Origin of the sequence: Bacillus sp. m3-13 (genome assembly GCF_000175075.1) — a bacterium.
GTDB classification, from domain to species: Bacteria; Bacillota; Bacilli; order Bacillales; family Bacillaceae_I; genus Sutcliffiella_A; species Sutcliffiella_A horikoshii_C.
The window spans coordinates 20,221-36,323 of sequence record NZ_ACPC01000004.1; the positions used below are offsets into that span (position 1 = coordinate 20,221).

Sequence of the window (16,103 nt, forward strand, 5' to 3'; positions counted from 1 at the left end):
TTTGTACCGTAGACAGTAGGTGCCGAATGGCTTAATTTCCTACCGAGGTGTGAATTTTTACGATTTAAAGCCTTGTGCTTTTAACGATAAAACTTCTGCCTCCACCTGCGTGGAGGCATTCTTTATGTACACCGGTCGGTATAAGTGGTAACCAACTTTTTAGGAGGTGTAACGATGAGCAAAGCAGTTGAAGTAAAAAAACAAGCTGTTGGAGAAATCGCTGACAAGTTTAAAGGTTCTGTATCTACTATCGTAGTTGACTACCGTGGACTTAACGTTGCGGAAGTAACTGAACTTCGTAAACAACTTCGTGAAGCAGGTGTTGAGTTCAAGGTTTACAAAAACTCTTTAACTCGCCGTGCGGCTGAAGCAGCAGATATCAACGGACTTAACGACGCATTAACAGGACCTAACGCTATCGCATTCTCTACTGAAGATGTAGTAGCTCCTGCTAAGATCCTTAATGACTTCGCGAAAAAACACGAAGCATTAGAAATCAAAGCTGGTGTAATCGAAGGAAATGTTGCAACGGTTGAAGAAGTGAAAGCTCTTGCTGAACTTCCATCCCGCGAAGGTCTTCTTTCCATGTTGCTTAGCGTCCTTCAAGCTCCAATCCGCAACTTGGCTCTTGTTACGAAAGCAGTTGCAGATCAAAAAGAAGAGCAAGGCGCTTAATTTCAATCTAGCAAGTTAAGTAAGAAAAACAAAAAACTTATAATATCTAAGGAGGAAATTAACAATGACACACGAACAAATCATTGAAGCGGTTAAAAATATGACTGTTTTAGAATTAAACGACCTAGTAAAAGCAATCGAAGAAGAATTTGGTGTAACTGCTGCTGCTCCTGTAGCTGCTGCTGGTGTAGCTACTGAAGCTGCTGCTGAGCAAACTGAATTCGACGTAATCCTAGCTAGCGCTGGCGGAACAAAAAATCAAGGTTATCAAAGTAGTACGTGAAATCACTGGCCTTGGTCTTAAAGAAGCTAAAGAAGTTGTAGACAACGCTCCTAAAGCTCTTAAAGAAGGTATTGCTAAAGAAGAAGCTGAAGAAATCAAAGCTAAACTTGAAGAAGTTGGAGCTTCTGTAGAAGTTAAGTAATTACAGGCTCTTAAAAAAGGAAAGCTCGCTACGTGTTAGCGGGCTTTTTTTAAACGGTGCCATACTTGATGTAAGGATCGTTTGGTTACTGTCTTTTTCAAGGGTACTAATATATGAAGTTGATTTGTTGAAAAGCAAAAGGTAGCTTTTCAGATAAGGAGACTAAATATGACGAATCATTATTATACAAACAAGCCATCTGTGGAAAGCAACCGTCAAACAATGGAAATTTGATTTAAAAAGGTAACAACTTTTCTTTCATAACGGATAGCGGTGTTTTTTCAAAAAAAGAAGTGGACTTTGGGTCAAGAGTGCTGATAGAGGCTTTTGAAGAACCGGAAGTGGAAGGTCGCATTCTAGATGTTGGCTGTGGATATGGTCCGATTGGATTGTCTCTTGCTAAATTCTATCCACATCGTCACGTGGATATGATTGATGTCAATGAAAGAGCTGTCGAGCTTGCCAAGGAAAACGGTTCTATTAACAAAGTGGAGAATATCACTGTTTTTACTAGTGATATCTATGAGAATGTCACTTCCACCGATTATGCGGCAATACTTTCTAATCCACCGATACGCGCTGGCAAAAAAAGTTGTTCATGAAATTTTTAGAAAAAGCATGGACGCACTTGGCGCCAAAAAGGTGAGCTGTGGATTGTGATCCAAAAAGAAACAGGGAGCTCCTTCTGCAATGGAGAAATTGGAATCATTGTTTGAGGAAGTGGAAGTTGTGACAAAAGAAAAAAGGCTACTCCATCATCAAATCAAAAAAGGGTTGACTTTGGTTTTTTTGTTATGGTAGCATTGTTTAATGCCAATATGTATTTTTCTGAGCACTAATAATTTTATGTATTTTGCATGTATAAAATTAGTACGCTTGGAAAAGATAGTAAAATCAATAGAGCGATTGTAAAAACGTGGTTTTCTGTATTGAAACCATTTTTTTATTTTTAACATGGATTCTTTTAGCAGTATTGTTTCCATGTTGAATGTTTTTTTATGTTTGGCTTTGAGTGGTTTATATTTTTTGAACTACTATTTAATAACGCTTGATACGAGGGGTGAATCAGTTGACAGGTCAACTAGTTCAATACGGACGACACCGCCAACGCAGAAGTTATGCTCGCATTAGTGAAGTATTAGATTTACCAAATCTAATAGAGATTCAAACATCTTCTTATCAATGGTTCCTTGATGAAGGATTAAGAGAAATGTTTCATGACATTTCCCCAATTGAAGACTTCACAGGAAATCTATCTTTAGAATTCATCGATTATAGCTTAGGGGAACCTAAATATTCTGTTGAAGAATCAAAGGAAAGAGATGTTACATACTCAGCTCCTTTACGTGTGAAGGTTCGTCTCATTAACAAAGAAACTGGTGAAGTAAAAGACCAGGATGTATTTATGGGTGATTTCCCGTTGATGACGGATACTGGTACGTTCGTTATTAATGGTGCAGAACGTGTTATTGTATCTCAGTTAGTGCGTTCTCCAAGTGTGTATTACAGCGGAAAAGTAGATAAAAATGGTAAAAAAGGCTTTTCGGCTACTGTTATTCCAAACCGTGGTGCATGGTTAGAATACGAGACTGACGCTAAAGATGTTGTATATGTTCGTATAGATCGTACTCGTAAACTACCAGTAACGGTTCTTTTGCGTGCTCTTGGATTCGGTTCCGACCAGGAAATCATTGATCTTCTGGGCGAAAACGAGTACCTTCGCAATACTTTAGATAAGGATAACACAGAAAGCACTGAAAAGGCATTACTAGAAATATATGAGCGTCTACGCCCTGGTGAACCACCAACGGTTGAAAACGCGAAAAGTTTATTAGAGTCTAGATTTTTCGATCCTAAACGCTATGATTTAGCAAGTGTTGGAAGATACAAGATTAATAAAAAGCTTCATATCAAGAACAGACTTTTCAATCAACGTATCGCTGAAACACTTGTAGACCCTGAAACTGGGGAAATCATTGTAGAAAAAGGTACACTGTTAGATCGTAGAACTTTAGACCGCATTCTACCTAACATTGAAGACGGCATCGGCCTGACTTCTTTCCATCCGCATGGTGGAGTAGTGGAAGATGAAGTGCCTATGCAATCTATTAAGATATATGCACCGAATGATGCAGAAGGTGAAAAAGAAATCGTTGTTTTAGGCAACGGTTTTATAGAAGAAAAAGTAAAGCATATCGCTCCGGCGGACATCATTGCTTCTATTAGTTACTTCTTTGACCTTTTACACGGTGTAGGCGATACAGATGATATCGATCACCTTGGTAACCGTCGTTTACGTTCTGTTGGAGAACTTCTTCAAAATCAGTTCCGTATCGGTCTATCCAGAATGGAGCGTGTGGTTCGTGAAAGAATGTCCATCCAGGACACTAACACGATCACTCCGCAACAATTGATCAATATCAGACCTGTTATTGCATCTATTAAAGAGTTCTTCGGAAGCTCTCAGTTATCTCAGTTCATGGATCAAACGAATCCATTAGCTGAATTAACACATAAACGTAGATTGTCTGCGCTTGGACCTGGTGGTTTGACGCGTGAGCGTGCCGGCTTTGAAGTGCGTGACGTTCACTACTCTCACTATGGCCGTATGTGTCCGATTGAGACTCCTGAGGGACCAAACATTGGTTTGATCAACTCCCTTTCTTCTTTTGCGAAAGTAAATAAATTTGGTTTTATCGAAACTCCTTACAGAAGAGTTGACCCTGAAACGGGCCGTGTGACAGACCAAATTGATTACTTGACTGCAGATGAAGAAGATAACTATGTAGTAGCCCAAGCGAACGCACGCCTTGGTGAAGATGGAACTTTCCTTGATGAGAATGTAGTTTCCCGTTTCCGCGGGGAGAACACGGTTGTTGTAAGTGAGAGAATCGACTATATGGACGTTTCTCCTAAGCAGGTTGTATCTGCTGCGACAGCTTGTATTCCTTTCTTGGAAAACGATGACTCCAACCGTGCCCTAATGGGAGCGAACATGCAACGTCAAGCTGTACCTTTATTACAACCGGAATCCCCGATTGTTGGTACTGGGATGGAGCACGTTTCCGCTAAAGACTCCGGAGCTGCCGTTATCTGTAAACACCCTGGTGTTGTAGAACGTGTAGAAGCCCGCGAAGTTTGGGTGCGTCGTATGGAAGAAGTCGACGGACAACAGGTAAAAGGCAACCTTGATAAGTACAGAATGCTTAAGTTCATTCGTTCTAACCAAGGAACTTGCTATAACCAACGTCCAATCGTTTCTGTCGGTGACGTTGTAACAAAAGGAGAAATCCTTGCAGACGGACCATCCATGGAAAAAGGTGAATTGGCACTTGGCCGTAACGTAATGGTCGGTTTCATGACATGGGACGGATATAACTATGAGGATGCTATCATCATGAGTGAGCGTCTGGTAAAAGATGATGTGTACACTTCCATTCATATTGAAGAATATGAGTCAGAAGCACGTGACACTAAACTTGGACCAGAAGAAATCACACGTGATATCCCGAATGTCGGGGAAGAAGCACTTAAAAACCTTGACGACCGCGGAATTATCCGAGTGGGTGCGGAAGTAAAAGACGGAGACCTATTAGTAGGAAAAGTAACACCTAAAGGGGTTACGGAACTTACTGCAGAAGAACGTCTATTACACGCAATCTTCGGTGAGAAAGCAAGAGAAGTACGTGATACATCACTAAGAGTTCCACATGGTGGTGGCGGTATCGTACTTGATGTAAAAGTATTCAACCGTGAAGATGGTGACGAATTGCCACCAGGAGTTAACCAATTGGTTCGTGCATACATCGTTCAGAAACGAAAAATCTCTGAAGGTGACAAAATGGCCGGACGACATGGTAACAAAGGGGTAATCTCTCGTATCTTACCGGAAGAAGATATGCCTTACTTGCCAGATGGAACACCAATTGACATCATGTTAAACCCACTAGGGGTACCTTCTCGTATGAACATCGGGCAGGTATTGGAGCTTCACCTAGGAATGGCAGCAAGAACATTGGGCATCCACGTTGCTTCCGCCGTATTTGATGGCGCGCGTGAAGAAGACGTTTGGAGCACGCTTGAAGAGGCTGGCATGGCAAGAGATGCAAAAACAGTATTGTATGACGGAAGAACGGGTGAGCCGTTCGACAGCCGTGTATCTGTAGGGATCATGTATATGATTAAACTTGCGCACATGGTTGATGATAAGCTTCACGCACGTTCCACTGGACCATACTCACTTGTTACGCAACAACCACTTGGTGGTAAAGCGCAATTTGGTGGACAACGTTTCGGTGAGATGGAGGTTTGGGCACTTGAGGCTTACGGTGCCGCTTATACACTACAAGAAATCCTTACAGTTAAATCTGATGACGTAGTAGGACGTGTGAAAACGTACGAGGCGATCGTTAAAGGTGAAAATGTACCTGAACCAGGTGTACCTGAATCCTTCAAAGTATTGATCAAAGAACTTCAAAGTTTAGGTATGGATGTAAAAATCCTATCAGGCGATGAAGAAGAGATCGAAATGAGAGATCTTGAGGAAGATGAAGAACAAGCTTCCGAAGGTATTTCCATTGATTCAGATAAAGTAGAAGAAGTAAAAGAAACTGTCGCTAAAGACTGATGGCCAACAGTACTTTAAAGATAAGCATTTGGGTAGAACCTGTAGATTATAAGGGAGGTAGGCCCCTTGCTAGATGTTAATAATTTTGAATATATGAAAATAGGCCTTGCTTCACCCGACAAGATCAGATCCTGGTCTTTCGGGGAAGTCAAGAAGCCTGAGACAATTAACTATCGTACATTAAAGCCAGAAAAAGATGGGTTATTCTGCGAAAGAATTTTCGGTCCTACAAAGGACTGGGAATGTCACTGTGGTAAATACAAGCGCGTCCGTTATAAGGGCGTTGTCTGTGACCGCTGTGGTGTAGAAGTAACAAGGGCGAAAGTACGTCGTGAACGCATGGGTCACATCGAGCTTGCTGCTCCTGTATCCCACATCTGGTACTTCAAAGGAATCCCAAGCCGCATGGGTCTTGTTCTTGACATGTCCCCACGTGCGCTTGAGGAAGTAATTTATTTTGCATCTTACGTGGTAACAGAAACAGGCGATACTCCTTTGGAGAAGAAGCAACTGCTTTCTGAAAAGGAATTCCGTGCATACCGTGAAAAGTATGGTCAAACATTCCAAGCAGCCATGGGTGCAGAAGCAATCAAGAAACTTCTTTTTGACATCGACTTGGAAAAAGAAGTAGATACGCTAAAAGAAGAGCTAAAAACTGCTCAAGGTCAACGCCGTACAAGAGCAATTAAGCGTCTGGAAGTATTGGAATCCTTCAGAGGATCCGGCAATGAACCATCTTGGATGATCCTTGATGTGCTACCGGTTATCCCTCCTGAATTACGTCCAATGGTTCAATTGGACGGTGGTCGTTTTGCGACTTCCGACTTAAATGACTTGTATCGCCGTGTAATCAACCGTAACAACCGTTTAAAACGCCTTCTTGACCTTGGTGCTCCAAGCATCATCGTACAGAACGAAAAACGTATGTTACAAGAAGCTGTTGACGCACTTATCGACAATGGTCGCCGTGGCCGTCCGGTAACAGGACCTGGTAACCGTCCATTGAAATCTCTTTCTCATATGCTGAAAGGGAAGCAAGGTCGTTTCCGTCAGAACTTACTAGGAAAACGTGTTGACTACTCTGGTCGTTCCGTTATCGTAGTAGGACCTAACCTGAAAATGTATCAATGTGGATTACCGAAAGAAATGGCCCTTGAGCTATTCAAGCCTTTCGTCATGAAAGAACTTGTAGAACGCGGGCTTGCACATAACATTAAGAGTGCGAAGCGTAAGATCGAACGCGTACAACCAGAGGTTTGGGACGTATTGGAATCCGTTATCAGGGAACATCCGGTATTACTAAACCGCGCACCAACTCTACACAGACTAGGTATTCAAGCATTTGAACCTACACTTGTAGAAGGCCGTGCTATCCGCCTTCACCCACTTGTATGTACTGCATACAACGCGGACTTTGACGGAGACCAAATGGCTGTTCACGTACCTCTTTCTGCTGAAGCACAGGCTGAAGCACGCATCTTGATGCTTGCTGCACAAAACATCCTTAACCCTAAGGATGGAAAACCTGTAGTAACACCTTCCCAGGATATGGTGCTTGGTAACTACTACTTAACACTAGAGCGAGAAAATGCTGTAGGTGAAGGAATGGTATTCAAGGATACGAATGAAGCGCTAATCGCTTATTCAAATGGCTATGTACATCTGCACACTCGTGTAGCGGTATATGCAGGATCCTTAAATAACGAAACATTTACCGAAGAGCAGAAACAAAAGCTTCTAATTACGACAGTAGGAAAGTTGATCTTCAACGAAATCCTGCCGCCGTCATTCCCTTACATTAACGAACCGACGAAGTTCAACTTAGAAGTAAACACTCCTGAGAAGTACTTTGTGGAAAAAGGTGCGAATGTAAGAGAAGCGATACAAGCACAAGAACTAATCGATCCATTTAAGAAGAAAATCCTTGGTAACATCATTGCAGAAGTGTTCAAACGCTTCAAGATCACGCAAACATCCGAAATGCTTGACCGCATGAAAAACCTTGGATTCCGTTACTCTACTAAAGCTGGTATCACAGTTGGTGTAGCAGACATCGTAGTTCTTAAAGAGAAAGATGAAATCTTGGTAGAAGCACAAACAAAAGTTGATACCGTTCTTAAGCAGTTCCGCCGTGGTCTAATCACAGAGGAAGAACGTTATGACCGCGTTATCTCCATCTGGAGTGCTGCTAAGGATAAGATCCAAGGGTTGCTAATGGAGTCCTTGCCACGCCTGAACCACATCTTCATGATGAGTGATTCCGGTGCCCGTGGTAACGCATCTAACTTTACACAGTTAGCTGGTATGCGTGGACTAATGGCGAATCCATCTGGACGTATCATTGAATTACCGATCAAATCCAGTTTCCGTGAAGGTCTTACGGTATTGGAATACTTTATCTCTACTCACGGTGCGCGTAAAGGTCTTGCCGATACAGCACTGAAAACTGCCGATTCCGGTTACTTGACTCGTCGTCTTGTAGACGTGGCACAAGATGTTATCGTTCGTGAGATAGATTGTGGAACAGACCGCGGTCTACACATCACTGCTCTGAAAGATGGCACAGAAGTGGTAGAGAAATTAGAAGAACGTTTAATCGGCCGTTATGCAAGAAAAGCTGTGAAGCACCCTGAAACTGGGGAAGTTCTTGTTGCGGGTAACGATTTAATTACTGAAGACCTTGCTACAACCATTGTAGAAGCAGGCGTGGAAGATGTTTGGATTCGCTCTGTATTTACATGTGACACTCGTCATGGTGTATGTAAAAAATGTTACGGCCGCAACCTTGCGACTGGCTTAGAAGTAGAAGTGGGAGAAGCAGTTGGTATTATTGCTGCCCAATCTATTGGTGAGCCGGGAACTCAGTTGACGATGCGTACATTCCATACAGGTGGGGTTGCAGGAGACGATATTACACAAGGTTTACCGCGTATCCAAGAGATCTTTGAAGCGCGTAATCCTAAAGGTCAAGCGGTCATCTCTGAAATTGATGGTGTTGTTACTTCCATCAACGAAGGTCGCGATCGTCAGCAAGAAATCACTGTCCAAGGTGAAGTGGAAACGAGAAACTACACAGTACCATACACTGGCCGCCTTAAAGTCGGCGTAAATTCAGAAGTTTTACGTGGTCAGGAACTAACAGAAGGTTCCATCGATCCGAAAGAACTACTGAAAGTCAAAGATATGGTATCTGTACAGGAGTATCTATTGCTTGAAGTTCAAAAAGTATACCGTATGCAAGGGGTAGAAATCGGTGACAAGCACGTAGAGGTTATGGTTCGCCAGATGCTACGTAAGGTACGTGTTATTGATGCTGGTGATACAGATGTACTACCAGGAACACTGCTTGATGTTCACCAATTCACTGATGCAAACGAACGTGTACTTCTTGATGGCAGAACACCTGCAACTGGACGTCCAGTATTACTAGGTATCACGAAAGCTTCTCTTGAAACGGATTCCTTCTTATCTGCAGCTTCCTTCCAGGAAACAACTAGAGTCCTGACAGACGCTGCGATTAAAGGAAAACGCGACGAGTTACTAGGTCTGAAAGAGAATGTTATCATCGGTAAACTAGTTCCAGCTGGTACAGGTATGAACCGCTACCGCAAATTCGATCTAACGAAAGAAGTGGGCAAGGAAGAGCCTGTAACGGTAGAATAAAAGAAAGATTGTCGGGTATCCCCCGACAATCTTTTCAATGTTATTCGATAAAGTGTTGACATTCAAAAATAGAGATGGTAATATAGCAAAGGTGCTTATATAACCTGTTGCTTTGGAGGATATGTTAATGTCTTATGAAAAAGTGATGCAGGCAAACACCTTCATTGTTGGTACAAAACAAACGGTGAAGGCGCTGAAATCCGGAACAGTAAAAGAGGTTGTCATTGCAGAGGACGCAGATGTGATTGTCACACAGAAAGTTGTCCAAACTGCCAATGAGCACAACATACCAGTCTTAAAAGTAGATTCGATGAAAAAACTCGGAAAAGCTTGCGGGATTGAAGTGGGTGCCTCCGCTGTTGCGATCATTCATTAAAAACTGTTTTTGTGAGTGCAGATTCGCAAAGACTTTGTTTTTTACCTAAAAATGAACCACCTGGATATGTGGTCTTAAAACATTAGGAAGGAGGAAATATTAATGCCTACTATTAACCAGTTAGTCCGCAAAGGACGTACAAGTAAAGTTGTAAAGTCAAAATCTCCAGCTTTGAACAAAGGTTATAACAGTTTCAAGAAGGCTCAAACTGATGTGTCTTCACCTCAAAAACGTGGTGTGTGTACTCGTGTTGGTACAATGACTCCAAAGAAACCGAACTCCGCATTACGTAAATATGCTCGTGTTCGTTTAACTAACCAAATTGAGGTAACTGCTTATATCCCAGGTATCGGTCACAACCTACAAGAGCACAGCGTAGTATTAATTCGCGGCGGTCGTGTAAAAGATTTACCAGGGGTACGTTACCACATCGTTCGTGGAGCTCTTGATACGGCGGGAGTTAACAACCGTATGCAAGGTCGTTCTAAATATGGTACTAAGAGACCAAAAGCACCTAAGAAGTAATAAACTTCAAACTGCTTAACATTAAGTTACCCGAAAGGAGGAAAATATTATGCCACGTAAAGGCCCTGTTGCAAAAAGAGACGTATTACCAGATCCGTTATACAACTCTAAATTAGTAACTCGTCTTGTAAATAAATTAATGATCGATGGTAAGAGAGGAAAATCTCAAGCTATCATCTATAACGCATTCAAACTAGTTGGTGAGCGTTCCGGACAAGAACCTATGGAAGTGTTCGAACAAGCTATGAAAAACATCATGCCTGTTCTTGAAGTTAGAGCACGCCGTGTAGGTGGAGCAAACTACCAAGTACCTGTAGAGGTGCGCCCAGATCGTCGTACAACTCTTGGACTTCGCTATTTAGTTAACTACTCTCGTCTTCGTGGAGAGAAAACGATGGAAGAGCGTTTAGCTAACGAAATCCTTGATGCTGCTAACAACACTGGAGCTTCAGTTAAGAAGCGTGAAGATATGCACAAAATGGCAGAAGCAAACAAAGCGTTTGCTCACTACCGCTGGTAAGATCACATACTATCTGGAGCTGTTAAGACAAGTACTTAACAGCTTTAGGTATAAATTAAATCTAGTTACTTAGGAAGGAGAAATACACTATGGCAAGAGAGTTCTCCTTAGATAAAACACGTAATATCGGTATCATGGCTCACATCGATGCTGGTAAAACAACGACAACTGAGCGTGTTTTGTTCTACACAGGACGTATTCACAAAATTGGTGAAACTCACGAAGGTGCTTCTCAAATGGACTGGATGGAGCAGGAGCAAGAGCGTGGAATCACGATCACATCTGCTGCGACAACAGCTCAATGGAAAGGCCACCGCGTAAACATTATCGATACACCTGGTCACGTAGACTTCACTGTTGAAGTTGAACGTTCCCTACGTGTACTTGATGGTGCGGTAGCAGTTCTTGATGCACAATCTGGAGTTGAGCCTCAAACTGAAACAGTTTGGCGCCAAGCTACAACTTATGGTGTTCCACGTATCGTGTTCGTTAACAAAATGGACAAGATCGGTGCAGACTTCTTATACTCTGTAGGAACTATCCATGACCGCCTTCAAGCTAACGCTCATCCAATTCAACTTCCTATCGGAAGTGAAGATGAGTTTGAAGGTATCATCGACCTAGTAGAAATGCAAGCTTACTTCTACGAGGACGACCTAGGTACTCGTTCTGAAGCGAAAGAAATTCCGGCTGAGTACAAAGACCAAGCTGACGAATATCGTCAACGCTTAGTTGAAGCAGTAGCAGAATTAGATGAAGAATTAATGATGAAATACCTAGAAGGAGAAGAGCTAACTACTGAAGAGTTAAAAGCTACTATCCGTAAAGGTACTTGTGATGTTAACTTCTACCCAGTAATCTGTGGTTCTGCTTTCAAAAACAAAGGTGTTCAGTTAATGCTTGACGCTGTTATCGACTACCTTCCAGCGCCAACAGATGTACCTTCAATCAAAGGTACTATTCCTGACACTGAAGAAGAAGTAACTCGTGAACCTGGAGACGACAACCCGTTTGCTGCTCTAGCGTTTAAAGTTATGACAGACCCTTATGTAGGAAAATTAACGTTCTTCCGTGTGTACTCTGGTACATTAAACTCGGGTTCTTACGTTATCAACTCTACAAAAGGTAAGCGTGAGCGTGTAGGACGTATCCTGCAAATGCACGCAAACAGCCGTGAAGAGATTCCTGTTGTATATTCTGGAGATATCGCTGCTGCAGTTGGTCTTAAAGACACAACTACTGGTGACACTCTATGTGACGACAAAAACCAAGTTATCTTGGAGTCCATGGAATTCCCAGAGCCGGTTATCCAACTATCTGTTGAGCCTAAATCTAAGGCTGACCAAGACAAAATGACAACTGCTCTTCAAAAATTGCAAGAAGAAGATCCTACTTTCCGTGCACATACAGATCAGGAAACTGGTCAAACAATCATCGCAGGTATGGGTGAGCTTCACCTTGATATCCTAGTTGACCGTATGAAGCGCGAATTCAAAGTAGAAGCAAACGTTGGTGCACCTCAGGTTGCTTACCGTGAAACGTTCCGCGGATCTGCTAAGGTTGAAGGTAAATTTGCTCGTCAATCTGGTGGACGTGGTCAATTCGGACACGTTTGGATCGAATTCGAACCAAACGAAGAAGGAAAAGGCTTCGAATTTGAAAACAAAATCGTAGGTGGAGTAGTACCTCGTGAATACGTACCTGCTGTTCAAGCTGGTCTGGAAGATTCCATGAAAAACGGTGTACTTGCTGGTTACCAATTAATTGATGTTAAAGCTGCATTGGTTGATGGTTCTTACCATGACGTTGACTCCTCGGAGATGGCGTTTAAAGTAGCTGCATCTTTAGCTCTTAAAAATGCAGTATCCAAATGTAACCCTGTAATCCTTGAGCCTGTCATGAAAGTTGAAGTAGTGACACCTGAAGAGTACATGGGAGACATCATGGGTGGTATCACTTCCCGTCGTGGTCGTGTAGAAGGTATGGAAGCTCGCGGTAACGCTCAAGTTGTTCGCGCTATGGTTCCACTATCTGAAATGTTTGGTTATGCAACATCCCTACGTTCTAACACACAAGGACGCGGAGTGTTCACAATGCATTTCGATCACTATGAAGAAGTACCAAAGTCAATTTCTGAAGAAATCATCAAAAAAAATAAAGGTGAATAATTGATTTTCACCTAATCTTGTTTTATAAATAGTATGTAGGTTAATAAGTGGAAATCACTTATTAATAACATATAAAATAAAAACTAATGAAATTCCAAGGAGGATATAACAATGGGTAAAGAGAAATTCGATAGATCCAAGACTCATGCTAATATCGGTACAATCGGTCACGTTGACCACGGTAAAACAACTTTAACAGCTGCAATCACAACTGTTCTTGCTAAGAAGAGCGGTAAAGGTGCTGCAATGGCATACGACATGATCGATGCTGCTCCAGAAGAAAGAGAGCGTGGAATCACAATTTCTACAGCTCACGTTGAGTACGAAACTGACAACCGTCACTATGCACACGTTGACTGCCCAGGACATGCTGACTATGTTAAAAACATGATCACTGGTGCTGCTCAAATGGACGGCGGAATCCTAGTAGTATCTGCTGCTGACGGCCCAATGCCACAAACTCGTGAGCACATTCTTCTTTCTCGTCAAGTAGGTGTACCTTACCTAGTAGTATTCTTAAACAAATGCGACATGGTAGACGACGAAGAATTATTAGAATTAGTTGAAATGGAAGTTCGTGACCTTCTTTCTGAGTACGATTTCCCTGGAGACGATGTTCCTGTAATCAAAGGTTCTGCTCTTAAAGCTCTTGAAGGAGACGCTGAGTGGGAAGAAAGAATCGTTGAGCTTATGGCTGCAGTTGATGACTACATCCCAACACCAGCTCGTGACACTGAAAAGCCATTCATGATGCCAGTTGAGGACGTATTCTCTATCACTGGTCGTGGAACAGTTGCTACTGGACGTGTTGAGCGTGGACAAGTTAAAGTTGGTGACACTATCGAAATCATCGGTTTAACTGAAGAGCCTAAATCTACTACTGTAACTGGAGTAGAAATGTTCCGTAAGCTTCTTGACTATGCTGAAGCTGGAGACAACATCGGTGCACTTCTTCGTGGGGTTGCTCGTGACGACATCCAACGTGGACAAGTATTAGCTAAGCCTGGTACAATCACTCCACACACAAAGTTCAAAGCTGAAGTTTACGTACTATCTAAAGAAGAGGGTGGACGTCACACTCCATTCTTCACAAACTACCGTCCTCAGTTCTACTTCCGTACAACTGACGTAACTGGTATTTGTAACCTACCTGAAGGCATCGAAATGGTTATGCCTGGCGACAACGTTGAGATGACTGTTGAACTTATCTCTCCAATCGCTATCGAAGAAGGAACTAAGTTCTCTATTCGTGAAGGTGGACGTACTGTAGGCGCTGGCGTAGTAGCGACTATCCAAGAGTAATCTTTGGATCTATAATGATCTTTTAATAGACCGGCATCCCGATTGAGGGGTGCCGGTTTTTTTGTTTTGATTTTGGAGAGCTAGGGACGTAGTCGAGGAGGTTGAATGGAATACTGTTTGCGTTGCGCTACCGGTAAAAACTAGTCATTAAGACAATACCTACTGGATTATAGATAGTTATTTATAAAAAATGCCTCTATTTATGTGCCGCAAAATTAGTTCGGTCACTTTCCGCTTGCCTTCGGACAAAAACTACCGAATTATAAAGGAGGTTTGGACAATCTATAATGCTCTTCAGACAACTCATGCTAAACGTTCGGTCAATTCATTTTTTGGTTCGGTCAAATTCTGAAAAACTTCGGACAACTTTCGAAAAACTTCAGTCAACTCATCGAAAACTTCGGACATTTGATAAGAGCAGCAGTATTGTCCCGCTAATATGGACTCCCCAACCACACCCACGAGTATCCTTCGGTCCAATCGTCAAATACAACCACGCATATCATCCATAATAATCTTCAAAATAAACCTCTTTCTTCTATATAATTATTCACCATCTCACACTGGAAAAAACTGAAACAAATAAATTCCCTGCCCACCGGTTGCAATAACTCTCACTTCTCGTTATAATATGAAAAGTGCTCAGAGATATTTTTGAAATATAGTTGCATTGTCTATTAACACCATGTATAATAGGTAATGTTGGTCTTTGACTGCGATGATGTGAAAGGTTGCTGGCACACCCGGCCGCTTTGCCATGGCGAGTGTGACAGGTTAATTTTCACGGAGAATGTCTATCAATAATATAGGCGAAAAAAGGAGGGAAAAATAATGGCAAAAGAAAAGATTCGCATTCGTTTAAAAGCTTATGATCACAGAATTCTAGATCAATCTTCTGAGAAGATCGTTGAAACTGCAAAACGTTCAGGTGCAACTGTTTCTGGTCCTATTCCGTTACCAACGGAAAGATCTGTATACACAATCTTACGTGCGGTACACAAATATAAAGATTCTCGTGAGCAATTCGAAATGCGCACTCATAAGCGCTTAATCGACATCATTAATCCAACACCACAAACGGTTGACAGCTTAATGCGTTTAGACCTACCATCTGGTGTAGATATCGAAATCAAGCTTTAATCAATAAATTACTTAATTAATCTAGGAGGTGTGACTGATGACCAAAGGAATCTTAGGAAGAAAAGTTGGTATGACTCAAGTTTTTGCTGAAAACGGCGATCTTATCCCTGTAACAGTAATTGAAGCTACACCAAACGTTGTACTTCAAGTTAAAACTGTTGAAACAGACGGATACGAAGCGATTCAGATTGGTTTTGCTGACAAACGCGATAAATTAGCGAACAAGCCTTTAAAAGGACACGTTGCTAAAGCGAACACAGCACCTAAGCGCTTCATTCGTGAAATCAGTGGAGCTAACTTAGAAGTTGGTCAAGAAGTCAAAGTTGATATTTTCGCAGAAGGCGATGTAGTAGATGTAACAGGAATTTCAAAGGGTAAAGGTTTCCAAGGCTCAATTAAGCGCCACAACCAATCTCGCGGCCCAATGACTCACGGTTCCCGTTATCACCGTCGTCCTGGTTCTATGGGACCTGTTGCTCCAAACCGTGTATTCAAAGGTAAACTATTACCTGGACGTATGGGTGGAGAGCGCATTACTATCCAGAACCTTGAGATCGTGAAAGTAGACGCAGAGCGTAACCTATTACTTGTTAAAGGTAACGTACCTGGTCCAAAAAAATCTTTAATCACAATTAAAAGTGCTATAAAAGCAAACTAATTGTTTAGGAAAGGAGGAACTACA

At 42.1% G+C, this 16,103-nt stretch carries 10 protein-coding genes, 2 pseudogenes and 1 other annotated feature (1 of these 13 running past the window's edge); all 12 genes and pseudogenes read left to right on the forward strand.

Annotated elements, in window-relative coordinates:
• Positions 1 to 134 (forward strand) — a sequence feature (ribosomal protein L10 leader region); it begins 12 nt to the left of the window's first position.
• Between the two features lie 40 nt (positions 135 to 174).
• Entirely contained in the window at positions 175 to 675 is a 501-nt protein-coding gene (gene rplJ / locus M313_RS0100515; protein ID WP_010191469.1) for a 50S ribosomal protein L10, read from the forward strand.
• Positions 676 to 739: 64 nt separating this feature from the next.
• Positions 740 to 1,100 (forward strand): annotated as a pseudogene (gene rplL, locus M313_RS22275) (50S ribosomal protein L7/L12).
• Positions 1,101 to 1,268: 168 nt separating this feature from the next.
• Positions 1,269 to 1,878 (forward strand): annotated as a pseudogene (locus M313_RS22280) (class I SAM-dependent methyltransferase).
• Between the two features lie 291 nt (positions 1,879 to 2,169).
• Positions 2,170 to 5,727: a DNA-directed RNA polymerase subunit beta gene (gene rpoB / locus M313_RS0100530; protein WP_010191476.1), complete on the forward strand. Its 3,558-nt coding sequence runs from the start codon at positions 2,170 to 2,172 to the stop codon at positions 5,725 to 5,727.
• A 66-nt stretch (positions 5,728 to 5,793) separates the two neighbouring features.
• Complete coding sequence (gene rpoC / locus M313_RS0100535) at positions 5,794 to 9,390, forward strand: DNA-directed RNA polymerase subunit beta' (RefSeq protein ID WP_010191477.1); 3,597 nt, start codon at positions 5,794 to 5,796, stop codon at positions 9,388 to 9,390.
• Positions 9,391 to 9,517: 127 nt separating this feature from the next.
• Complete coding sequence (locus M313_RS0100540; RefSeq protein ID WP_010191478.1) at positions 9,518 to 9,766, forward strand: 50S ribosomal protein L7ae-like protein; 249 nt, start codon at positions 9,518 to 9,520, stop codon at positions 9,764 to 9,766.
• A gap of 102 nt (positions 9,767 to 9,868) precedes the next feature.
• On the forward strand, positions 9,869 to 10,291 hold the full coding sequence (rpsL, locus tag M313_RS0100545; RefSeq protein ID WP_010191479.1) for a 30S ribosomal protein S12: 423 nt from the start codon (positions 9,869 to 9,871) through the stop codon (positions 10,289 to 10,291).
• A 49-nt stretch (positions 10,292 to 10,340) separates the two neighbouring features.
• Positions 10,341 to 10,811 carry a 30S ribosomal protein S7 gene (gene rpsG, locus M313_RS0100550; protein WP_010191480.1) on the forward strand — a complete coding sequence of 157 codons (471 nt, stop codon included), beginning with the start codon at positions 10,341 to 10,343 and terminating at the stop codon, positions 10,809 to 10,811.
• 89 nt (positions 10,812 to 10,900) lie between these two features.
• Positions 10,901 to 12,979, forward strand: coding sequence for an elongation factor G (gene fusA, locus M313_RS0100555; protein WP_010191481.1), 2,079 nt, complete (start codon positions 10,901 to 10,903; stop codon positions 12,977 to 12,979).
• A 111-nt stretch (positions 12,980 to 13,090) separates the two neighbouring features.
• Positions 13,091 to 14,281: an elongation factor Tu gene (gene tuf, locus M313_RS0100560; protein WP_010191482.1), complete on the forward strand. Its 1,191-nt coding sequence runs from the start codon at positions 13,091 to 13,093 to the stop codon at positions 14,279 to 14,281.
• Between the two features lie 831 nt (positions 14,282 to 15,112).
• Positions 15,113 to 15,421 carry a 30S ribosomal protein S10 gene (gene rpsJ / locus M313_RS0100565; protein WP_010191483.1) on the forward strand — a complete coding sequence of 103 codons (309 nt, stop codon included), beginning with the start codon at positions 15,113 to 15,115 and terminating at the stop codon, positions 15,419 to 15,421.
• A gap of 37 nt (positions 15,422 to 15,458) precedes the next feature.
• The gene (gene rplC, locus M313_RS0100570) at positions 15,459 to 16,079 is read left to right on the forward strand and encodes a 50S ribosomal protein L3 (RefSeq protein ID WP_010191485.1); all 621 of its coding nucleotides are present in this window, start codon (positions 15,459 to 15,461) and stop codon (positions 16,077 to 16,079) included.
• Positions 16,080 to 16,103: the final 24 nt, after the last annotated feature.